This window comes from Paenibacillus praedii, assembly GCF_049725345.1.
Classification (GTDB): domain Bacteria; phylum Bacillota; class Bacilli; order Paenibacillales; family Paenibacillaceae; genus Pristimantibacillus.
In genome coordinates this window covers 93,903-115,215 of record NZ_JBMWAM010000003.1, presented here as the reverse complement: position 1 = coordinate 115,215, position 21,313 = coordinate 93,903, and the positions used below count along the sequence as shown (strand labels likewise).

At 47.8% G+C, this 21,313-nt stretch carries 20 protein-coding genes and 2 riboswitches; of the genes, 12 read left to right on the top strand and 8 right to left on the bottom strand.

The features are described 5' to 3' along the window. Nucleotides 1-18 precede the first annotated feature (18 nt). The 5 genes from dnaI (at nt 19) to ACO9K6_RS04595 (ending at nt 4,515) form a co-directional block, all read left to right on the top strand. Nucleotides 19-975 carry a primosomal protein DnaI gene (gene dnaI, locus ACO9K6_RS04615; RefSeq protein WP_424766370.1) on the top strand — a complete coding sequence of 319 codons (957 nt, stop codon included), beginning with the start codon at nt 19-21 and terminating at the stop codon, nt 973-975. 366 nt (nt 976-1,341) lie between these two features. Next, nucleotides 1,342-2,460 carry a sulfate ABC transporter substrate-binding protein gene (locus ACO9K6_RS04610; protein ID WP_424766369.1) on the top strand — a complete coding sequence of 373 codons (1,119 nt, stop codon included), beginning with the start codon at nt 1,342-1,344 and terminating at the stop codon, nt 2,458-2,460. A 34-nt stretch (nt 2,461-2,494) separates the two neighbouring features. Beyond that, nucleotides 2,495-3,334 carry a sulfate ABC transporter permease subunit CysT gene (gene cysT / locus ACO9K6_RS04605; RefSeq protein ID WP_424766368.1) on the top strand — a complete coding sequence of 280 codons (840 nt, stop codon included), beginning with the start codon at nt 2,495-2,497 and terminating at the stop codon, nt 3,332-3,334. A gap of 29 nt (nt 3,335-3,363) precedes the next feature. Further along, a complete protein-coding gene (cysW, locus tag ACO9K6_RS04600; protein WP_424766367.1) occupies nt 3,364-4,248 on the top strand; it encodes a sulfate ABC transporter permease subunit CysW in 885 nt (294 codons plus the stop codon). Nucleotides 4,249-4,275: 27 nt separating this feature from the next. Further along, nucleotides 4,276-4,515: a YezD family protein gene (locus tag ACO9K6_RS04595; RefSeq protein WP_424766366.1), complete on the top strand. Its 240-nt coding sequence runs from the start codon at nt 4,276-4,278 to the stop codon at nt 4,513-4,515. A 108-nt stretch (nt 4,516-4,623) separates the two neighbouring features. Here the strand turns inward: ACO9K6_RS04595 and ACO9K6_RS04590 are convergent, their stop codons facing one another. Beyond that, nucleotides 4,624-4,770, bottom strand: a complete 147-nt coding sequence (locus ACO9K6_RS04590) for a YqzM family protein (protein WP_424766365.1) — start codon at nt 4,768-4,770, stop codon at nt 4,624-4,626. Between the two features lie 179 nt (nt 4,771-4,949). Here ACO9K6_RS04590 and uvrC point away from each other — a divergent pair, with 179 nt between their 5' ends. Continuing rightward, nucleotides 4,950-6,884, top strand: a complete 1,935-nt coding sequence (gene uvrC, locus ACO9K6_RS04585) for an excinuclease ABC subunit UvrC (protein WP_424766498.1) — start codon at nt 4,950-4,952, stop codon at nt 6,882-6,884. Here the strand turns inward: uvrC and ACO9K6_RS04580 are convergent. Continuing rightward, nucleotides 6,853-8,478 carry a CPBP family intramembrane glutamic endopeptidase gene (locus ACO9K6_RS04580; protein ID WP_424766364.1) on the bottom strand — a complete coding sequence of 542 codons (1,626 nt, stop codon included), beginning with the start codon at nt 8,476-8,478 and terminating at the stop codon, nt 6,853-6,855. The genes uvrC and ACO9K6_RS04580 overlap by 32 nt on opposite strands. 246 nt (nt 8,479-8,724) lie before the next feature. Further along, nucleotides 8,725-8,927: riboswitch (cyclic di-AMP (ydaO/yuaA leader) on the top strand. A gap of 92 nt (nt 8,928-9,019) precedes the next feature. On the opposite strand from ACO9K6_RS04580, the gene ACO9K6_RS04575 reads away from it, so the two are divergent. Next, the gene (locus ACO9K6_RS04575) at nt 9,020-10,360 is read left to right on the top strand and encodes a TrkH family potassium uptake protein (RefSeq protein ID WP_424766363.1); all 1,341 of its coding nucleotides are present in this window, start codon (nt 9,020-9,022) and stop codon (nt 10,358-10,360) included. 17 nt (nt 10,361-10,377) lie between these two features. Continuing rightward, on the top strand, nt 10,378-11,040 hold the full coding sequence (locus ACO9K6_RS04570; RefSeq protein ID WP_424766497.1) for a potassium channel family protein: 663 nt from the start codon (nt 10,378-10,380) through the stop codon (nt 11,038-11,040). Between the two features lie 58 nt (nt 11,041-11,098). On the opposite strand, the gene ACO9K6_RS04565 is transcribed toward ACO9K6_RS04570, so the two are convergent. Further along, a complete protein-coding gene (locus ACO9K6_RS04565) occupies nt 11,099-12,007 on the bottom strand; it encodes a LysR family transcriptional regulator (protein ID WP_424766362.1) in 909 nt (302 codons plus the stop codon). Nucleotides 12,008-12,208: 201 nt separating this feature from the next. Between ACO9K6_RS04565 and ACO9K6_RS04560 the strand changes: the two genes are divergently transcribed. Genes ACO9K6_RS04560 through sdhB form a run of 3 tightly spaced genes read left to right on the top strand, consistent with a single transcriptional unit; the run spans nt 12,209 to nt 15,429 of the window. Then, the gene (locus ACO9K6_RS04560; protein ID WP_424766361.1) at nt 12,209-12,880 is read left to right on the top strand and encodes a succinate dehydrogenase cytochrome b558 subunit; all 672 of its coding nucleotides are present in this window, start codon (nt 12,209-12,211) and stop codon (nt 12,878-12,880) included. Nucleotides 12,881-12,904: 24 nt separating this feature from the next. Continuing rightward, nucleotides 12,905-14,662, top strand: a complete 1,758-nt coding sequence (gene sdhA, locus ACO9K6_RS04555) for a succinate dehydrogenase flavoprotein subunit (protein WP_424766360.1) — start codon at nt 12,905-12,907, stop codon at nt 14,660-14,662. A gap of 2 nt (nt 14,663-14,664) precedes the next feature. Continuing rightward, complete coding sequence (gene sdhB / locus ACO9K6_RS04550; protein WP_424766359.1) at nt 14,665-15,429, top strand: succinate dehydrogenase iron-sulfur subunit; 765 nt, start codon at nt 14,665-14,667, stop codon at nt 15,427-15,429. Nucleotides 15,430-15,600: 171 nt separating this feature from the next. Here the strand turns inward: sdhB and ACO9K6_RS04545 are convergent, their stop codons facing one another. From ACO9K6_RS04545 to corA, 5 genes are all read right to left on the bottom strand, one after another. Then, nucleotides 15,601-15,909, bottom strand: a complete 309-nt coding sequence (locus ACO9K6_RS04545) for a winged helix-turn-helix transcriptional regulator (protein ID WP_424766358.1) — start codon at nt 15,907-15,909, stop codon at nt 15,601-15,603. Nucleotides 15,910-15,978: 69 nt separating this feature from the next. Then, entirely contained in the window at nt 15,979-16,824 is an 846-nt protein-coding gene (locus ACO9K6_RS04540) for an EamA family transporter (protein WP_424766357.1), read from the bottom strand. A gap of 165 nt (nt 16,825-16,989) precedes the next feature. Then, entirely contained in the window at nt 16,990-17,799 is an 810-nt protein-coding gene (locus tag ACO9K6_RS04535; RefSeq protein ID WP_424766356.1) for a histidinol-phosphatase, read from the bottom strand. Between the two features lie 42 nt (nt 17,800-17,841). Then, a complete protein-coding gene (locus ACO9K6_RS04530; protein ID WP_424766355.1) occupies nt 17,842-18,744 on the bottom strand; it encodes a LysR family transcriptional regulator in 903 nt (300 codons plus the stop codon). A 135-nt stretch (nt 18,745-18,879) separates the two neighbouring features. Continuing rightward, complete coding sequence (gene corA, locus ACO9K6_RS04525) at nt 18,880-19,815, bottom strand: magnesium/cobalt transporter CorA (RefSeq protein ID WP_424766354.1); 936 nt, start codon at nt 19,813-19,815, stop codon at nt 18,880-18,882. A gap of 308 nt (nt 19,816-20,123) precedes the next feature. Next, nucleotides 20,124-20,231: riboswitch (SAM riboswitch) on the top strand. A gap of 140 nt (nt 20,232-20,371) precedes the next feature. Between corA and metA the strand changes: the two genes are divergently transcribed. Further along, nucleotides 20,372-21,289, top strand: a complete 918-nt coding sequence (metA, locus tag ACO9K6_RS04520; protein ID WP_424766353.1) for a homoserine O-acetyltransferase MetA — start codon at nt 20,372-20,374, stop codon at nt 21,287-21,289. Nucleotides 21,290-21,313 lie beyond the last annotated feature (24 nt).

Sequence of the window (21,313 nt, the reverse complement as noted above, 5' to 3'; positions counted from 1 at the left end):
GGGTGAGGTGAGCGGACTATGGAATCTTTAGGCGAAATGCTGAAGGCATGGCCAACAGGTCGAGCGATAACGGAGCAGGCTGAACAGAAGCTGAAAGAGCTGCTCGCGGAGCCGCTTGTCGAGAAGCTTCGGAACAAATATCCCGAGCTGGATGAGCATACCATCCGAATCAATCTCAATCGCGTTTACCAGTATGTAACGGAATATAAGAGCTGCTCCAATTGTCCGGGTCTTGAGAATTGCCCGAATGATTTCGAGGGACACTACACGCTGCTGAGCTGCGATACCGTGAATGGCTATACCCAGTTAAATGATCGCAAGGCTGCTTGCAAGAAGTTTATCTCTAGACAAAAGGAAGACCAAATTCGGAGCCGCATCCGCAGCTTTTACATCGATGAGAAGGCACTGCAGCGCGGATACTCATCGGATGAGATTTTGGAAAATGATCCAGAACGCATGAAAGCAGTGGGACAAGTGCTCCGCTATATCGACCGGACGAAGGAGCATGGTCTGCAGGAGGAAGGACTGTATTTGGCAGGACGGTTTGGCACGGGCAAAACCTTTCTTATGTGCTACCTGCTGCACGAGCTTGCGAAGGCGGGATATTCTGGCGTGATCGTCTATATGCCTGACTTTGTGGAGGACCTGAAATCGCTGATGCATGAGCCTGGCAAGCTGAAGGAAACGGTCGAGATGATGAAGGAAACGGATCTTCTCATCTTCGACGATATGGGTGCGGAAAACTTGAATCCTTGGGTGCGCGACCATGTGCTTGGTGCCATCCTAAATTATAGAATGCAGCGCAAGCCGACGTTCTATACGTCCAATTACGAGATGGATGCGCTGGAGAAGCATTTTAGCTTCACGAACAAGGATGGCGATGAGCTTCACAAAGGCCAGCGAATTATGGATCGTATACGGCCTTATGTGGAGGTAGTCATGGTCGCGGGAGACAATAAGCGCGGTCGGAAATAATTGGACTGTTTATAAATGGATGTCTTCAAGGGTCTTAATAAACCCATGGGACATCCTTTTTTATTTCCTGAAATCAAGAACACATACGTGCTTACAGCAACCACTCGCTCATCCTGCGACAAAAGCCTATATAAGCTTCGCTTATGAAAACAATAATTTTTTAAAAATAATGTATTGACAGCTTATGGGGGACGCTGGTAATATTCACACATAACCAACTAAACAGGTAGGAATAATTGTTTAACTACCGGACGAACCGGAGTAGACACCTATTTGACCGCGGAATGAGCTTGCTGCTGCTGCAAGAAGTGTAAGGCATACGTCGATTTCCGTTATCCTGTCAAATTTATTAAGGGGTGTATTCTTATGAGAAAGCTTACTCAAGTTCGTTCCGTCGTTATTATTTTTCTATTGGCGCTGGTACTGGCCGCTTGCGGTCAAGGAGGCGGCAATGAAACAACCAACAACGAGAGCAATAAACCGGGTAATGGCTCAGGAGGTACGGATACGGCCGCAACGAATGCGCCGGTCAAGGAAGAACCGAAGTCTCCAGTAGAGCTTCTGAACGTATCTTATGACCCGACCAGAGAGCTCTATGTTGAATTTAATGAAGCATTCGCCAAGCACTGGAAAGCAGAAACCGGCCAAGAGGTTACCATTAAACAATCACATGGCGGATCCGGCAAGCAAGGTCGCGCCGTCATCGACGGACTAAAGGCAGACGTTGTTACTTTGGCGCTTGGCTACGACATCGATGCGATTGTGGAATCAGGTCTGATCAATGAGGATTGGCAATCAAAATACAAGCATAACAGCTCCCCCTATACATCTACAATCGTGTTCTTGGTCCGAAAAGGAAATCCGAAGGGCATACAGGATTGGAACGATCTCGTGAAGGAAGGGGTAGAGGTCATCACGCCAAATCCAAAAACCTCTGGCGGCGCACGCTGGAACTATCTCGCGGCTTGGGGCTTTGCTTTGAAGCAGAACGGCGGCGATGAAGCTAAAGCGCAGGAATTTGTAGCTCAATTGTTCAAAAATGTGCCGGTGCTTGATTCCGGAGCCCGCGGATCAACGACGACTTTTGTAGAACGCGGTATCGGGGATGTATTGCTCGCATGGGAGAACGAAGCCTTCTTGTCCATTAATGAGCTTGGTCCGGATAAGTTCGAAATCGTATATCCGTCGCTTAGTATTTTGGCAGAGCCGCCAGTCGCAATCGTCGACAAAGTGGTAGATAAGCACGGAACCCGTGAAGTGGCTGAAGCTTACCTGCAATATCTGTATACAGAAGAAGGGCAGGAAATTGCGGCGAAAAACTACTATCGTCCGATCTCCGAAAAGGTAGCGGCTAAGTATGAGGAGCAGTTCAAAGCGCTTGAGCTTTTGACCATTGACAAGGATTTCGGCGGTTGGAAGGAAGCGCAGTCGAAGCATTTTGCGGACGGCGGCGTATTTGACAAAATTTATACGCCAGGCTCGTAATGACCGATTTGATGAAGATTGGAGCTGACTTCACATGAAAGGTTCCAAGCCCCGTAACCGCAACGTTCTGCCGGGTTTTGGCTTGTCGCTAGGATTTTCATTATTTTATTTAGGCATCATCGTTTTAATCCCGCTGATAGCCGTTTTTATCAAAACAATGGAGATTAGCTGGCAGGAGTTTTGGAGCACAGTAACAAGCGCCCGAGTATTAGCTTCCTACCGGATCAGCTTTACTACCGCTTTCGCAGCGGGGGTTGTAAATGCCGTGTTTGGCTTAATTATCGCATGGGTGCTGGTCAGATTCCGATTCCCGGGTAAAAAGCTGGTAGACAGCTTGGTGGATTTGCCGTTTGCGCTGCCGACAGCCGTTGCCGGGATCGCATTGACCGCAATTTATGCTCCGAACGGTTGGGTAGGCTCGCTGTTAGAGCCGCTGGGCATCAAGGTTGCCTACTCCCCGATCGGGATCACAATTGCTCTTATTTTTATTGGATTGCCGTTTGTTGTCCGAACTGTTCAGCCGGTGCTGCAGGATTTAGAGAAGGAAACGGAAGAGGCTGCCGTAATACTAGGCGCATACAGACTGCGGACATTTTGGAAGGTTATTTTACCGGAGCTTATGCCAGCGCTGTTAACAGGGTTCGCGCTTGCATTTGCAAGAGGTATCGGCGAATATGGCTCGGTTGTATTTATTTCCGGCAATATGCCGCTTAAGACGGAGATCACGCCGCTCCTTATTATGACGAAGCTGGAGCAGTATGATTATGCCGGAGCTACCGCAATCGCACTCGTTATGCTTGTAGTGTCCTTCCTTATGCTGCTGGTCATCAATCTGCTGCAGTGGCGCATGAATCGCCGCACAGTAACGGAATAAGCCAAGTCTTACGATGGAGGGAATCTAATATGGCTGGAGCAATCACCGTCCACACCTCTGATGAGGCTGCAAAGCGGCCTCTGCATATAACCGAATCTGCACCTATTCGCTGGACGCTTATTGGAATCTCTATGCTTTTTCTTAGTCTCGTTGTTTTATTGCCGCTTGTTTCGGTATTTGTTGAAGCCTTCAAGAAAGGCGTGGGGGTCTACATCGACTCCATTACTGAACCGGATGCGCTGGCGGCGCTTAGACTTACGTTAATGGTTGCGCTGATTGCTGTCCCCATCAATACAATCTTCGGTATCGCGGCGGCCTGGGCCATCAGCAAGTTCCGATTTCGGGGCAAAAACATACTTATTACGCTCATTGATTTACCCTTTGCCGTATCGCCTGTCATTTCCGGTTTAATCTATGTGCTCCTATTCGGCGCACAAGGCTTTTTCGGACCTTGGCTCAACGAGCGGGGAATACAAATTATTTTTGCGCTTCCGGGCATGGTGCTCGCAACGGTGTTCGTAACGGTGCCGTTCGTTGCGCGTGAGCTTATTCCGCTCATGCAGGCTCAAGGCGTGCAGGAGGAAGAGGCGGCAGCAAGCCTCGGAGCGAAGGGCTGGCAAATATTTTGGAGGGTAACGCTACCGAATATCAAATGGGGATTGTTGTATGGTATCATTTTGTGCAACGCGCGGGCGATGGGCGAATTCGGAGCTGTATCTGTCGTCTCGGGCCACATTCGCGGCGAAACGAACACGCTGCCGCTCCATATTGAGATTTTGTATAACGAATATCAGTTTTCCGCATCGTTCGCGGTCGCATCGCTGCTTGTTATGCTGGCAGTCGTCACTTTAATTGTGAAAAGTATTGTGGAATGGAAGTCCGGTCAGCAAAAAGCCGTCATACCAGAGGGTTAAAAACAATAAAAAATGGAGGGGTTTTCTATGGCAAAGCCGTTTGAAGCGGATCAGCACTGGTTGGAGCGTATTGCCGATCAGGTAAGTGGAATTTCTTATGGGCAAGTTACCATTACGGTTCATGATGGTAGAATCGTACAGATCGACCGGACGGAAAGAACCCGCTATGACGGATCTTCCCAGAAGCAGGCTCCCTCCGAGCCAAAGCAGCAGTCCCGGTCGCGCGAGGCCCATTCCGCTGGTGAGACGCTCCGCATTGTGCAGTAGAACAATTGAAGCTAACTGTAAAAAGCTCCGCAACGTGGCTGTTGGCCGTGTTAGCGGAGCTTTTTTGGGTGAAGATAAAAAAAGGAGCAGCACGCTGCTCCCTCCCCATTACGAGATGATAAACTTCACAATTACGGCTACGGCGAAAATAACGGTCATAAAAGCGAGCATGCCGCCAAAACCGAATACAACATCCATTAAGTCGTGGCGCGGTTCTTCGTTGTAATGCTCGCGCGGATCTCTTATGTTTTCCATGGTTGACGTCCTCCTTGAAAGAAGCTTGGCTTTCATTAGTATACCCAAAGTTCCGAACAGTTGTAAAGCAAAGTAAAGCAATTACCGGTGACAATTGTAAGACAAAATAACGTCCAACTATGCTAAAATGTGTACAGAATGTTATGGCAGTCGGAGGTGAGAGCATGGATCAACAGTCAATGGATTGGCGTCAGGCCGAGCAGCAGCTCGCGGAAGCCAAAGGAAATATACGGAACAAGCTAGCCTTGCTCCCTGATCAGCCGGGCTGTTACTTAATGAAAAATAGTGATGGTGTTATCATATATGTCGGTAAAGCAAAGGTGCTCAAAAACAGGGTGCGCTCCTATTTTAACGGTAGTCATAACGGCAAGACACAGCGGCTCGTATCGGAAATTCGCGACTTTGAATTTATCGTGACCTCTAGCAATATGGAGGCGCTTATTCTTGAATGTAATTTAATTAAGCAGCATCATCCGAGGTATAACGTACTGCTCAAGGACGATAAAACCTTCCCTTATATAAAAATAACGAATGAGAAACACCCAAAGCTGGAAATTACGCGCCGGGTCGTAAAGGATAAAGGCAAGTACTTTGGACCGTATCCGAACGCTTACGCGGCGCAGCAGACGAAGAAGCTGCTTGACCGCCTTTATCCGCTGCGCAAGTGCAAGACGCTGCCGGATAAAGTATGTCTCTATTATCATTTGGGGCAATGCATAGCGCCATGCGAATTTGATGTGGAGCAGTCGGAGTATGACAGGATGACGCAGGAAATAACCCGTTTCCTGAACGGCGGACAAGACGTTGTGAAAGCCGAGCTTCAGCGCAAAATGGAGGAAGCAGCGGAGCAGCTTGAGTTCGAACGAGCGAAGGAATTTCGTGACCAGCTCATCGCCATCGACGAGGTGATGGAGAAGCAGAAAATTACGATGTCGGATGCGCTTGACCGCGATATTTTTGGCTATGCCGTTGATAAAGGCTGGATGTGCGTGCAAATTTTATATATGCGCCATGGCAAGCTGATCGAGCGGCGTGGGACGACATTTCCTTATTACGGGGAAGCTTATGATGACTTTATGACCTTCGTCACGCAGTATTACAGCGACAATCCAGCGCTGCCGAAGCAAATATTGCTGCCGCAGCCGCCAGAGCAGGAGCAGGCTGACGCGTTCGTCCAGGAAGAGCCTCCTGTTAAGCAAGAGGCTGCCGAAGAAACGAAGGAAGAAGCATTCACGCCTGAGGAGCAGGCTGGATCGCGAGCGGATGACGTGATTGCGTCCCTCCATAGCTGGCTGAAGGTAAAGGTGCTCATGCCGCAGCGCGGCCGCAAGAGTGAGGTCGTGACCATGGCAATAGACAATGCCAGGGTCATGCTTGACGAGAAATTCCGGTTGATCGAGAAGGATGAGGAGCGAAGTGTCAAGGCTGCGGAATCTTTGGCCGGCTGGTTAGGGCTGGGGGAGATTCGCCGTATTGAAGCGTTTGATAACTCGAATATTCAAGGCACGAACCCTGTGTCCGCTATGGTCGTATTCACAGACGGCAAGCCGGACCGTAAGGAATACCGCAAATATAAAGTGAAGAGCGTACAAGGTCCTGACGATTATGAGACGATGCGCGAGGTGATTCGCAGACGCTATGAGCGGGTACTGAAGGAGGGACTGACGCAGCCTGATCTTATCGTTGTCGACGGAGGCAAGGGTCAAATATCGGCAGCGCTGGACATATTGGAAAACGAGCTTGGCCTTTATATTCCCGTATGCGGCCTGGTGAAGGATGCAAAGCATAAAACGGCGCAGCTTATGACGGGCGATCCGGCTGGAATTGTGCCGCTGCCGCGCGACAGCCAGGAATTTTATTTGCTGCAGCGCATACAGGATGAGGTTCACCGCTTTGCGATTACGTTCCACCGCGAGCAGCGCGGCAAGTCGATGATTGAATCGAAGCTGGACTCGATTCCCGGCATTGGCGAGAAGCGCCGAAAGGTGCTGCTGAAGCATTTTGGTTCTATTAAAAAAATAAAAGAGGCCGCAGTCGAAGACTTTCGGCCCCTATCTATCGGTGAAAAGTTAGCTTCTCAAATTATTGCTGCTCTAAATGAGGAGTCGTCGTAACGGACGGCTTCTTTTCTTTTTTGCTGCTGAAATATTTGATCATCCAAGCGATCGGTACAGGCAGGATAGTGAAGAAAATAGCGGAAACGATGTTTGGCGCTGAACCGATTGTCAACAACGATATACCAACGGCAACGCTGTTAAATATCGCATGGGTAAACATCGCTGTAATGAGCCCGTATCGCACAAATATAAAACTGAATAGGAGCCCGATAATCATTAGCTCTATTAACCTTGTTGTTGAGGGGTAGAATGGATACATGACATGTCCAAGCGCCCAGAATAATGTCGGCAGCAGCGCTGCGGCGAATGTGTTTTTGAACCATTTGCGGAACAAACCGATCCCGAAGAAACGGAACACCGCTTCCTCCGATATGGCTGCCGCCCAGGCAAGAACAGGCATAAGCCATAGGATGCCCATGTTATAGGGCGATTGTGTGGCATCTGTTGTGCTCCATGTGCCGATCGTGAATTCGAGAACTCTAAATATGACGGCTTGTATGGCGAAGAGGATGATCGCGAATAAATACGACAAGCCCATGCTTCGCCAAACATAATTTCCGTAGCCCTGCTGCCCGAAGCGTGGCCACAATGCGCGCCCCTGCGCCTTCCACAGCCCGTCGCCGGCGATAAGCGAGATGTAAATGGAGCCTGCCATCGGAATGGCAAGGAATACGGTGAAGATGGCCGTAATGAGAATAGCGGAGTCAGCAGCATCCATTTCGCCCATGGATGCGCGAATCCCGTCCAGAACGTTCAGATTCATGATGACATAAGTAATAAAGAATATGATGGTCAGCACAATCCCATACTTAAACGAGGTGAATTTGCGATAAAGCACTGCGTAAATAATGGCTAGAATGCCCAATACAATGCTCATGCAAAGGTACCCGATGCCGGTCAGCCAGCCAGCCAGCGAATCCTGTCCTTCTACATACTTGACATAGTCAGATGGTGCGACGAAGGCAGGCTTGTATTTTGTAATGACTACGCGGTTATCAATGAAGCGGGCGTCTACGTCCACGTTTAGTGCCGCATCTTTTATGCTGTAGCCTGCAGGCTTCGAATACCATTCGCCATTTTCAAACACTTGCCCGCTGCTTATTTCCTCTGTACGAAAGCCTTGGCTTACTAAAAAGTCGGCGGCAGCCTGCTCGATATCTGCTTCGGCAAGCGGCTGTCCATCTATATGAAGGTTCCAAGCGACGACGTCGCCGCTTTGCATATGCACATAAACGAAGCCGCTGCCCCGCGGCTCGAATTTTAGTTCGACCTGAAAGGTATCCGTAGGGTAACGGGCGTCGTATTGATCGCTGTAGTCTGTAATTAGTTCTTCCTTGGACAGGTAGCCATTCATCATTTTATCTGTTTGATGCACGGCTTTAGCGGATTTGACCGCGAGTCCGGCTTGCTGCTCCGCGAACGCTGCGGCCTGCTGTTCCGCTTCTGATTTGTCAATTACCTTTGTAACATATTCGCCTGAAGAAATTGACTTCAACATCGGGCTAATATCCAAGTATAGATAAATAGCAAAGCAGGCGAGAGCGGCCCATACAAATCGTTTCCATTCATTCGGTTTAATTGAATCGATCATTAGTTCACCTCAAGTAAATGTATTATTAAATGTACTATTCCATTACCATATCATATTAATCCCTGAATTATCCAACCCAAAAGTACGTTTGCGGTCAATAGAATGAGAAATAACGATGTGCAACAAGCTTTAGGGATGCTGTTATTGGCGGTTGCCCGTTTTTGGTCAAAAATCGTCTCTTTTGTACTTAATGCAAGCTTTATATGGGGCCTGCTTTGGGATTATAATCGTAAACGTCATACTAAATGAATAACACAGCCGAATTTCCTTAGGAAAACGGGGGAACCATAAAGCCGTCGCACAAAATGAAACAAGCTGCTCGTCAAGCTGTTCTCATGCGGAGGCAAGGGGTGAATTTTAGCAAGAGGAACATTTTCTCAAGCTAATTAGGGCCGCCTGTCCAGGCCCGAATCCGTCAGCTAACCTCGTAGGCGTATTGGAACAGGACTCATCGCACAGAGCACTTGAGTTTCCAGTGCTTTTTTTTATGCCCGCAGAGTGCCTGCCGATTATAACACAACATGCAAAAGAAGGTTGGTACATGAAAATCAGTTGGAATATATGGAAAGGGTCTCCGCCGCGTGTTTTGGTTACGGGCTTTGCGCTTATTATATTATTAGGAGCTTTCCTGCTATCTATGCCTTTTGCTTCGGCAACTGGCGACCGGCTTCCATTTATAGACGCGTTATTTACTGCGACCTCAGCCACCTGTGTTACAGGTCTGGTGGTGGTGGATACAGGAACTTATTTCTCTGTTCCGGGTCAAATTATATTAATGGTACTGTTTCAGCTAGGCGGCTTAGGGTTTATGACGATGGCCACGCTCTTCGCGCTCGTGCTGCGCAAGAAGATTTCTTTGAGGGAGCGGCTGATTTTGCAAGAAGCGATGAATCAGGCCAGCATGGAAGGAATCGTTCGCTTAATTCGGCGCGTAATTATTTATTCTCTGACCATAGAGCTGATTGGCGCGACATTCTTTGCATTCCGGTTCGCAGCGGATATGCCGCTCGGCAAAGCGATTTATTTTGGCATCTTCCACTCCATTTCAGCCTTTAACAATGCCGGCTTTGACATATTTGGCGATTTTCGAAGCTTGACGATGTACGTCACCGATCCTGTTGTGAATATTACAGCGATGCTGCTTGTTGTGTTCGGGGGTCTGGGTTTCGTCGTCTTGTCAGACTTGTCGGAGCTTCGCAAAAATCGCAGGCTGTCACTGCACAGTAAGGTTGTCTTAACGATGACTGGCTCGCTTATTGCATTCGGAACGGTGGTCATTTTCATATTTGAATTTTCGAACCATTTGACACTGGGCCCGCTCGATTGGGGAGGGAAATTATTTTCATCGTTTTTCCAATCGGTTATGCCGAGGACAGCCGGCTATAACTCGCTTGATTTGAGTGTACTGCGTCAAGCTACACAGTTTTTTATAATTATATTGATGTTTATCGGGGCCTCTCCGGGCTCGACGGGGGGCGGGATCAAAACGACGACGTTCGCTGTGCTGATCGGGGCCGTATTGGCCATGATTCGAGGTCGTGAGGATATTGTGCTATTCCGCTATCGCTTGGGCAAGGACCGCATCTTTAAAGCATTAACGATTACGATGCTGTCGCTTGGGCTCGTCGTTTTCGTCACGATGCTGCTTTCCATGATAGAGGATCATAAGTTCCTTGATTTATTGTTCGAAGCGACCTCGGCATTCGCCACAGTGGGATTATCGCTTGGCTTAACGCCAGAGCTGTCCGAGATTAGCAAAATTATTATTGCCATTACGATGTTTGCCGGGCGGCTTGGACCGTTAACGCTAGCTTATGCGCTGGGTAACGGAGCAGAAAAAGAATTGTACCGGCATCCTGAAGGGAAAATTACGATTGGATAGGGGAAACACAAGTGGGGATTAAGAAAAGTCAGTTTGTAATAGTCGGCCTGGGACGATTTGGCTCTAGTCTGGGACGGGAGCTGGTAGAGCTTGGTCATGAGGTGCTCGGTATTGATAAGGACGAGGAGGCCGTTCAAGATATGAGCAGCTTGCTGACGTATGCGGTTTCTGCCGATTGTACGGATGAAGAGGCGCTGCGATCGCTTGGCGTGCGCAACTTTGACTGCGGTGTCGTTGCGATTGGCGATGATATACAAGCAAGTATTTTGACGACGATTCTGCTTAAGGATCTGGGTGTAAAGAAGGTTGTGGCTAAGGCTATGAGTGAGCTGCACGGTCGTGTGCTTGAGAAAATTGGTGTCGATCGCGTCGTTTATCCAGAGCGTGATATGGGAATTCGAGTAGCGCATCAGCTAGTTTCGCCTAACCTACTTGATTACATCGAGCTTTCCAAGGATTACACGATCGCAGAGCTAGCCGTACCGCAATGCTTAAACGGTAAATCGCTTCATGATCTCAATCCGCGGGCTCGGTTTGGCTGCAGCATCGTAGCGATTAACAAGCCTGGCGGCATTATTATTGCGCCTACCGCAGTTGATGTGCTGACGGAACGCGATGTCATGGTTATTATTGGTACAAATGAGCAGATTGAGGATTTTGAGGCTACGGTTATCCGTTAGTGTTTTGTACGGATGTTTAATAGTTTAATTGGAAAAGATGAAGGACAGCAGCCTTATTTTAGAAGCTGCTGTCCTTTTGCGTAGGGAAGTTCGCGGCTATTTCATTAATCCACATCCGTACAGTAGGGCTTAATGCGGCTCCATCGGCATGGATAAGCGATGTCATGCGTTTCGTATCCTCCAGCTCGCGGATCGGAATGACGAGAAGCTCATTATCCTCAAGCAGCTGATGGCGCATATAGGAGTGCGGAAGCAGGGTTGCTGCTCTGCAGGTGTGCAGCAAGCGAAGGATCGCTTCGAAGGAGTCAATCTCCATTCGCACATCCGGCTGCAAATGATATTTATCGAACAGCTCGTCCGTCAACAGACGGTACCATGTTCCTTTGGAGAACAGGATCATCGGCATGCCGGTCAAATCCTGAATGCCCAGCGTTCCTTTATCGGTAATGACCTGATTACGCGGGAGCACGAGCGATAGATGATCCTCGAACAACGGAATGCAGCGCAGCGTCGAGTCCTCAATGCTGGAAGCAACGACTCCGATATCAACCTTATGATCGCGGACCAGCGAGACAATTTCATGTGTTTTGCCGGTAACGGCTTTAATATCGATTTCCGGATGGGTGTCCGTCAAAGTGCGAATGAGATCGGGCAGCGTCGTTTGCAGCGTCGTCAGGCTGGCGCCGATCGTCAGCGTAGTATGGCCTAGGGCGGTGAAGTCAGAAACGGCCTGCAAATATTTGCGATGCAGCTGCCTCACCTCGAGCGCGTATTCATAGGTAAGCTGGCCGATTCGGGTGAGCTCTAGTCGTTTTCCGATGCGGCGGAATAAAGGCGTACCGATTTCTTGCTCTAGCTTCGCTATTTTGCGTGATAGCGCAGGCTGAGATAAATTGAGCAGGACGGATGCTTTGTTCATGCTTGACTGCTCAACGATAACGGTGAACACATGCATCTCTTCATTCATGGAAGTACTCCTTATGTCGTTTTGTTATAAGAATTTATAAAAAATAAGCAATTCCATTATAAGCTGAAAAGGAGTAGGATGGGAAGTATGGCTAATCTGTGTCAAGAATTGTTGACGGGTGTACATGCTGGGGTTACAATGTAGAATGATTTGTTAAAAATGCATGAGAGCACTCACAGTTTTGAAAGGAGAAGGAATGACATGAAAGGAAATTCGTATTTCTCGCGCAAGCTTCACTCGCTTCTCGGGATCATTCCACTCGGCGGATTTATCGTCGTGCACGGATTGACAAATTACCAGGCGTTTGAGCGAGGACCCGAAGGCTTCGACAAGGGCGTGCATTTGATCAACAGCTTGCCGCTTATTCCAGTGCTCGAGATTTTCGGTATTTACCTCCCGTTATTGTTCCATGGTATTTACGGCTTATATGTCGCATATCAATCGAACACTAATACAGGACGCTTTAAATACGGCCGCAACTGGGCATTTACCGCTCAGCGAGTTACAGGGGTTATTACCTTTGTATTCGTGTTCTGGCACGTATATCAAACAAGGATGCAAATCTACCTCGGCAATATTACACATGAAGAGCTTGGCTCCACGATGCATCATATCGCGAGCAATCCGACATACTTTGTCCTTTATGTAATCGGGGTGCTTGCTGCTGTATTCCATTTCAGCAATGGACTATGGGCATTCCTCATAAGCTGGGGAATTACGATTAATCCTAGAGCGCAGCGCATTTCTTCGTACATTTGCATGGGTATTTTTGTTATCGTTTCCGCATTGTTTATACTTTCACTTATCGCATTTAGCGGCAACGAGTTCAAGGAAGCTGCAAGTGCAGCATGGACACTTACGAATATCGGTTAGTTTGAAGACAAGGAGCGAAGCGTTATGGCAAAAAATAAAATTATCATCGTTGGCGGCGGTCTGGCCGGCTTAATGGCTACCATTAAAGCGGCTGAAGCAGGCGTGCATGTTGACTTGTTTTCTCTTGTTCCGGTCAAACGTTCCCACTCCGTATGCGCGCAGGGCGGAATCAACGGCGCGGTTAATACAAAAGGAGAAGGCGATTCGCCATGGGAGCATTTCGACGATACCGTATATGGCGGCGACTTCCTAGCTAATCAGCCTCCCGTTAAAGCAATGTGCGACGCAGCACCGGGCATTATTCATTTGATGGACCGGATGGGCGTTATGTTCAGCCGCACGTCCGAGGGCTTGCTTGACTTCCGCCGCTTCGGCGGGACGAAGCATTCCCGTACAGCATTCGCGGGCGCGACGACTGGCCAGCAGCTGCTGTATGCATTGGACGAACAAGTTCGCCGCTGGGAAGCAGCGGGGCTGGTCAATAAATTCGAGCACTGGGAATTCCTTGGCGCAGTAGTTGATGACGACGGCATTTGCCGCGGCGTATCGGCACAGGATTTGCGTTCTATGGAGGTTCATACCGTTCGTGCGGATGCGGTTATTCTGGCATCAGGCGGCCCTGGTATTATTTTCGGAAAAACGACGAACTCGGTTATCAACACAGGTACTGCGGCAAGCGCAGTGTACCAGCAAGGCGTGAACTACGCGAACGGTGAGTTCATTCAAATTCACCCAACGGCTATTCCGGGTGATGACAAGCTTCGCTTGATGTCCGAATCTGCTCGCGGTGAGGGCGGTCGTATCTGGACTTATAAAGATGGCAAGCCTTGGTACTTCCTGGAGGAGAAATATCCGGCTTACGGAAACCTTGTTCCTCGTGACATTGCAACACGTGAAATCTTCAGCGTGTGCGTAGATCAGAAGCTGGGTGTCAATGGGGAGAACATGGTCTATCTTGATCTGTCCCATAAGGACCCGAAGGAGCTTGATGTTAAGCTTGGCGGTATCATTGAAATTTATGAGAAGTTCATGGGCGATGACCCTCGTAAGATCCCGATGAAAATCTTCCCGGCGGTTCACTACTCGATGGGCGGCATGTGGGTCGATTACAATCAAATGACGAATATTCCCGGACTCTTCGCAGCCGGCGAATGCGAGTATCAATACCACGGCGCTAACCGTCTTGGCGCGAACTCCTTGTTGTCTGCCATTTACGGCGGTATGGTTGCCGGACCGAAAGCGGTTGAATACATTAAAGGTCTGAAGAAATCGGCTGAAGATGTAGCATCCTCCGTATTCGATCGCGCAACGAAGCAGCAAACCGACAAATACAACAACATTATCAAAATGAACGGTACCGAAAATGCATACGTAATCCACAAGGAGCTTGGCGAGTGGATGACGAACAACATGACGGTCGTTCGCTTTAATGACAAGCTGGAAGCTACGATTCAGAAGATCAAAGAGCTTAAGCAGCGCTATAACAACATTAACATTAACGATACCGCGCAGTGGAACAACGCTGGCGTAGCCTTCACGCGTCAATTATGGAATATGCTTGAGCTTTCCGAAGCCATGACACTCGGCGCGCTTCTGCGTAACGAGAGCCGCGGAGCTCATTACAAGCCTGATTTTCCAGATCGTGATGACGACCATTTCATGAAGTCGACGATTGCGAAATGGACGAAGGAAGGCCCGCAAATTTCGTACGAGGATATTGATGTTAGTCTGATCAAGCCTCGTAAACGCGACTACTCGAGCGATAAGAAGAAAGGAGAATAACGATGGCTGAAACGACTGTAGCTACAAAAACGGTTAAGTTTATCATCACGCGACAAGATACTCCTGATTCAAAGCCTTATACGGAAGAATTCGAAATTCCTTACCGCGCGAATATGAACGTCATTAGCGGTTTGATGGAAATTCAACGTAATCCGAAGAAGGCGGACGGCGCTGCAACTGCACCTGTATGCTGGGATTCCAACTGCTTAGAAGAGGTATGCGGCGCTTGCTCGATGGTTATTAACGGCAAGCCGCGTCAAGCATGCAGCGCGCTCATCGATAAGCTGGAGCAGCCGATTCGTCTTGAGCCGATGAACACATTCCCTGTCGTTCGCGACCTTGTTATCAATCGCGAGCGTATGTTTAATGCGCTTAAACGAGTGAAAGCTTGGATTCCGATCGACGGAACCTATGATCTCGGACCAGGACCGCGCATGGCTGAGACGAAGCGCCAATGGGCGTACGAGCTGTCCAAGTGCATGACCTGCGGCGTATGCCTTGAAGCCTGCCCGAATGTTAACGACCGCAATAGCTTTATCGGTCCAGCTGCGATCTCTCAGGTTCGCTTGTTCAATGCTCACCCGACAGGGGAGATGAATCAAGAGGAGCGTCTCGATGCGCTAATGACTGATGGCGGTATCGAAGGCTGCGGCAACTCGCAGAACTGCGTTCGCGCATGTCCGAAGGGCATTCCGCTTACGACCTCAATTGCTGCAATCAACAAGGATACAACAAAGCATATGTTTAAGAAATGGCTTAGCGTTTAAGACGTATTATTGTATGGATCTTATCGAACCCTCGGAACATTCGGGGGTTTCTTTTTTTCACTTATTTGATATTGATTATTATTATCAATAATAATAGATGATAAATCCTTTGTCAATTAGGGACGTTCGGCAGGATGGTCAAATAAAAAAAACCGCATCAGCGGTTTTTAATTACATCCATTGTTCGCCCCATTTTTGAATGGATTCGATGACGGGCTCAAGCTCATGCCCTTTGCTGGTTAGCTCATACTCAATTCGTACAGGCATCTCAGGATAAACCTGTCGTTTAATAATATTAATAGATTCTAGCTCTTTCATCCGGTCCGTTAGCATTTTGTCGCTCATTTCGGGTATTTGTTCTTTGATCTCTTTGAACCGTTTTGGTCCTCCGAGCAACACCCGAATAATTCGGCCAGTCCATTTCTTACCTAATATGTCGGCCGCAGCTTCATACTTTGGGCACATTGTCGAATAATCCAACTATATCACCCCACTTTTTGTACTCCTATTGTAGCATATGAACGAACGAAAAGTAAGTTTATTTCATAACTATAACCGAATAATAATCAACCCTATTATAGTTAAAACAAAAGACGCCGATTGTACAAGGGTTAGCTTTTCTTTATAAATTGCAATGGCACCGACAGCGACAACAAGGCTGTTGGTCGCAAAAATCGGAGCTGCAAGATTCGCCTGACCGGTTGCGAGCGCGACAGCATAAAGCTGAAGACCTCCATAAGAGAATAGTCCGGCAATGATTCCAAGCCGTAGACCTGTTCTTTTGGCAGATGCTGTGACCGTCTCTTTGGACGGGATAAAGAACCAAGCCAGGGATAGCGCATAAGCAATAAACAGAATAGGCGCGCTAGGCAGACCGAGCTCGTCCGTTACCTTAAGCCCGCCATTCCGTAAAGCAAATAATACAATGGCTGCAGCAACAAGCACGAACCAGCGTTTTTCTTTTATCGTCAGAGGTTCTTTGCGCTTATGGGCAATGAAAATGACGGCGAGCAGCAGAAGCGTAATACCGACTGCTTCAGAGGCGCTAAGCGGCTCTCTGTACCACCATGTCGCTAGAGCAATGACCAATATGATATTCATATTCGTAAGCGGAGAGGTAAGGCTTGCGGGACCGTAATGAAGTGCCTTCATAAACAGTGCATTGCCCCAGGCTGAGCCTGCACCTATAATTATACCTGCAATCCAGACCTGAGGATGGGCAAGCATCCTTATCGAGCCCTCGAGCATCGCATGAACACCGAAGCCCAGCGTGCCTGAGGCATATAAACCGAGCAGCAGCAGCCTTGTTGAACCGCCGCGCATTTGCGATACCTTCATCCACCAGCCGGCAAGCCCGAACAGAATAGCGCTGCTGATGGCCGTGATGAGCCACATCGAAGTCCAACTCCTCAAATTTGTTACACAAATGAAATCGTTCTGTTATCGTCCTATTACATTAGCGGGTTATTATAATTAACAAGACCCCCTTTTTTCATATATCCTTTGGGACCTGCAGCGTGCAGGTCCACTTTTTTTGTCCATTTATTCAAAATGATCCGTCTAAAACGGAACAACGACCTGCTGACGCTTCCGGTAGAACACCCATTGCGTGTAGCCGATTTCCTGCAGTCTCTTCTGTACAAGCTCCCACTCATCGCCAACTCTGTCCGGTATATGAGCATCGGATCCGAAGGTGACATTAACCCCGAAATACAACGCCCGCTCTAGAATGGCGTCCGATGGGTACCAGCCGCCAACATCCTTCGTGCTGCCCGATGTGTTAATCTCAATCGAGACGCCGCTATCGGCAATAACCTGAAGCGTTTCATCCACATACCCGGTCGCAGGAATATCCGAAAAAGCGGGATAGTAGCCTTTCATTGCATCGATATGACCGAGAATATCGAACATACCGCTGCGCGCTGATTGCTGAATCAGGTTATAATAGCTCTGTTTTTCGCTGATATGCTGCTCTTCATTCAGCCCTTTCCAGCGGTTGCGGTTAAAAATGCTGATTCCGCCAACCTGATGGACCGATCCGATCAAATAGTCGAAGGGAACACCTTCATATGCTTTTTTATAGAAATCGACGTATTGTGGAAAAAAATCCGATTCCATCCCAAGCAATACTTCTATTTTTCCTTCATACTTTGCTTTAAGCCGCAGAACCTCTTCCACATAGCTGGAGAAATCGCTTCGAGCCATAGCAATGCCTGGCGATGGTTGATCCTGCTCGTGATAGAAATATGGAGAATGATCAGAAATACCGATAACCTGAAGCCCGGCTTTTATTCCTGCTTGAATATAATCCTCAATGGTGCCGTTCGCATGTCCGCATCTTACATGATGGGTATGTAGATCGAATTTCATTGTAATCTCTCCTATCTGCTGATTGGCAATGGATATATGCTTTTATTCACTGCTAATAAAATGATGCTCGGGCATTCCCTTCAGATCACTGAGAAATTGCTGCATAGCTGTATTTAAATAACGTCCAGATTTATAAACAACCCCTACAGGGTGGCTGGTCTCCAGCTCATTCACCTTAATCATCTTCAGTGTGCCCAATCGGAGCTCATTCGAAATGGACAGCTTGGACACGACAGCTGCGCCAAGATCAATCTCAACCATCCGTTTCACTTCCTCGCTGCTTGAGAGCTCCATGACAACATTGGGCTGAATATTGTATTTACGGAATATTTGATCGATGAATCTGCGCCCCAAGGTGTCAGGAGCAAGCATAATCATCGGTATGTCCTTCAGCTTATCTACTGTCGTATGTGTCAATTTGCTCATGGGGTGAGACGGTGATACGACAAGCTCGAAGGTATCATAATAGAGGACCGAGGAGCTGATGTTAGGGTTTTTCTCCGTTAAGTACGTTATGCCAATATCAACGGATCCGTTCTCGACGCTGGTCATTACTTGAGATGAGGGCATGGTATGAATTGTTGTTTTAATTAAAGGAAACTGGTTTTGAAAATAGGAAAGCACCCGCGGTAAAATTTGTATGGCCATGGAAGAGGTGGTTCCTAATAAAATGTGACCTTGAGGCGTTAGATTGAGATCAGAGAGCTTCTGCTTCAACTCTTCTACGATGGCTAATATTTGTTCGGCATGGTCCAGAAAAACTTGGCCATGATCGGTTAATGTGACGGGCTGGTTACGATCAATAAGGACCGTCTTGAACTCATCCTCCAGACTTTTGATTTGCGCCGATACGGCAGGCTGTGTTAGATTGAGCAACTCGCCGGCTTTTCGGAAGCTCATCGTTTTGGATATCGTAAGGAGTGTTTCAAGCTGGTTAATGTTCACGCCAATCCCCCTTTCTTGGTTACATCTGTCTCATTATTATAAAGGATTGAAGAAGTTACAGCAAAAACAGACAGCAACGCGAAAGGCATTGTCTGCCTTAACCATTGCTGTCTGTTTGAATGAAACCCTAACAAGCTACAGCCATTCCTTTTTGCGGAATATGAAGAACATGCCAGTACCGAGAAGCAGCATAATCACCAGCAAAACGTATGACCCCATTCGGAAATGAATGCCGGGTATAAAGTCAAAGTTCATCCCGTAAATGCCCGTAATAAAAGTAAGCGGCATGAAAATCGTTGTAATGGCAGTGAACACGCGCATAATTTCATTGGCACGGTTGGACACACTAGACTGATATGCCTCGCGCAAGTTGCCCATTAGATCACGGTACGTATCGAAGGATTCGGCGATTTTGAGCGCATTTTCATAAATATCGCTAAAATATTTTTGCAGCTGGTCATCGATGAGCTTTAGGTCCTTCTTATTTAAGGTGGCGATGACATCGCGCTGCGGGCCCAGCACCTTCCGGAGCCATAAAATTTCTCCGCGCAAACCGATAATTTCGTTCAAATGCGATTTTTTGGTATGCATCAATATATCTTCTTCAAGCGTCTCGATGCGATTGTCAATTCGATCGCCGACGAGGAAATAATTATCGACGACAATGTCGACAAGATGGTATAAGAAATAATCCGGCCGGCTAACCTCTTGCTCCCATAACATGGGTTTGAGGGAGCGCAGCTCATTTATTTTCTGTTTTGTTACTGTAATGATAAAATGCCGGCCTAGAAATATATTCAACGCGCGCAAAAATATTTCTTCATCATCAAATCGAATGCTGTTAATCACAATAAAATAATGGCTCTCATAAATTTCGATCTTTGGACGCTGTTCCTCTTCACTGAGGCAATCCTCTACGGCCAGATCATGCATGTTGAACATAGGCTGCAATACAGCAAGATCATCAACATCGGCATCAATCCAAAAAAAACCTTCCTTTGCAGGTACTAGCGTTTCGGCAATATCCTCGACAGTGGTAAAAATGCCATTGCTAACAAGACGGATCTTCATCCGCAGTCACTCCCTTCTTTCTCTAGAGGAAACTGCCGGCTGAATCGGGGGCAACCGGCAGTAACCGTATTCGATCGTTTTCGGGCTTCGGTCGGCCGTCATCCATGTCCGTTTGCACCCCTTTATTAATGGAATAGGTATAATAATTCTTGTCTAGTATACTCCGGCATCAGCTTTACATTCAAGCACAAAAAACGGCTTGATTCGGCTAGATTTTGCAGGATATGCGAAGTGGGTTCTTGACGTGAATAACAGAATGCATTAAAGTAAAAATTGAAATATAACCGTGAAAAATTGAATAGACTACTTTCTTATCAAGAGCAGGCGGAGGGACTAGCCCGATGAAGCCCGGCAACCGGCATAACATGCACGGTGCTAATTCTTGCGGAAACTTTTTGGTTTCTGAGAGATGAGAGAGGCGGATGGCTTCTTCATTGAGCTTACGACCTTTTCTCACAGCAGAAAGGGTCTTTTTTGATGTTCAAGCGGTCATACGCCTCAGGCTTAGCTTTTCGATGTTAAGTTTTGGGGACAAAACTTATGGGAGTGGATTCATATGCCGATTAAAGTTCCTGACAACCTGCCCGCCAAAGAGATTTTAAACAACGAGAACATATTCGTCATGGATGAAAGCATCGCCTATCAGCAGGACATTAGGCCGCTTCGAATTGCCATTTTGAATTTAATGCCTACAAAGGAAACGACGGAGACTCAGTTGCTGAGGCTCATCGGAAACACACCGCTTCAGGTTGAAATCGTACTGCTCCATCCGAAGACGCATACATCCAAGAACACATCAGCAGAGCATCTGGAATCGTTCTATAAAACGTTCGATGAGATCTCGCATGAGTACTATGACGGACTCATCATTACGGGTGCGCCGGTCGAGCATTTGCCGTTTGAGGAAGTGAACTATTGGGAAGAGCTCAAGGAAATTATGGATTGGAGCACGAAGCACGTAACGTCGACGTTCCATATTTGTTGGGCGGCGCAGGCTGGGCTTTACCATCACTTCAATGTGCCCAAATATAATTTAGACAACAAAATGTTCGGTGTATTTCCGCATACGGTGGAGAAGCGGAACGTCAATCTGCTTCGCGGGTTCGATGAGCTGTTTTTTGTACCGCAATCCCGTCATACGGAGGTTCGCCGAGAGGATATCGAGCCGATCGAGAGCTTGGATATTTTGTCGGATTCGCCTGACTCCGGTGTATATATCGTGGCCTCTAAGGACGGACGGCAAATTTTCGTAACCGGTCATTCGGAGTACGATCCGACTTCCTTGAAATTCGAGTACGATCGCGATAAAGCAAAAGGTCTTCGCATTGACGTGCCTAGAAATTATTTCCCAGGAGATAATCCGGCAGCGCTGCCGCTCTCGACTTGGCGCGCTCATGCGAATCTTCTGTTTTCGAATTGGCTGAATTACTATGTGTACCAGCAAACACCGTTTGATTTAGGAGCGGGCATTTAACCCTATACGAAGGAGTGCTTCATC

Bases quoted from the DNA above. Each gene is read 5' to 3' on its own strand.
- dnaI (WP_424766370.1), top strand. From the start codon at position 19: ATGGAATCTTTAGGCGAAATGCTGAAGGCATGGCCAACAGGTCGAGCG.
- ACO9K6_RS04610 (WP_424766369.1), top strand. From the start codon at position 1,342: ATGAGAAAGCTTACTCAAGTTCGTTCCGTCGTTATTATTTTTCTATTG.
- cysT (WP_424766368.1), top strand. From the start codon at position 2,495: ATGAAAGGTTCCAAGCCCCGTAACCGCAACGTTCTGCCGGGTTTTGGC.
- cysW (WP_424766367.1), top strand. From the start codon at position 3,364: ATGGCTGGAGCAATCACCGTCCACACCTCTGATGAGGCTGCAAAGCGG.
- ACO9K6_RS04595 (WP_424766366.1), top strand. From the start codon at position 4,276: ATGGCAAAGCCGTTTGAAGCGGATCAGCACTGGTTGGAGCGTATTGCC.
- ACO9K6_RS04590 (WP_424766365.1), bottom strand. From the start codon at position 4,770: ATGGAAAACATAAGAGATCCGCGCGAGCATTACAACGAAGAACCGCGC.
- uvrC (WP_424766498.1), top strand. From the start codon at position 4,950: ATGGATTGGCGTCAGGCCGAGCAGCAGCTCGCGGAAGCCAAAGGAAAT.
- ACO9K6_RS04580 (WP_424766364.1), bottom strand. From the start codon at position 8,478: ATGATCGATTCAATTAAACCGAATGAATGGAAACGATTTGTATGGGCC.
- ACO9K6_RS04575 (WP_424766363.1), top strand. From the start codon at position 9,020: ATGAAAATCAGTTGGAATATATGGAAAGGGTCTCCGCCGCGTGTTTTG.
- ACO9K6_RS04565 (WP_424766362.1), bottom strand. From the start codon at position 12,007: ATGAATGAAGAGATGCATGTGTTCACCGTTATCGTTGAGCAGTCAAGC.
- ACO9K6_RS04560 (WP_424766361.1), top strand. From the start codon at position 12,209: ATGAAAGGAAATTCGTATTTCTCGCGCAAGCTTCACTCGCTTCTCGGG.
- sdhA (WP_424766360.1), top strand. From the start codon at position 12,905: ATGGCAAAAAATAAAATTATCATCGTTGGCGGCGGTCTGGCCGGCTTA.
- sdhB (WP_424766359.1), top strand. From the start codon at position 14,665: ATGGCTGAAACGACTGTAGCTACAAAAACGGTTAAGTTTATCATCACG.
- ACO9K6_RS04540 (WP_424766357.1), bottom strand. From the start codon at position 16,824: ATGTGGCTCATCACGGCCATCAGCAGCGCTATTCTGTTCGGGCTTGCC.
- ACO9K6_RS04535 (WP_424766356.1), bottom strand. From the start codon at position 17,799: ATGAAATTCGATCTACATACCCATCATGTAAGATGCGGACATGCGAAC.
- corA (WP_424766354.1), bottom strand. From the start codon at position 19,815: ATGAAGATCCGTCTTGTTAGCAATGGCATTTTTACCACTGTCGAGGAT.
- metA (WP_424766353.1), top strand. From the start codon at position 20,372: ATGCCGATTAAAGTTCCTGACAACCTGCCCGCCAAAGAGATTTTAAAC.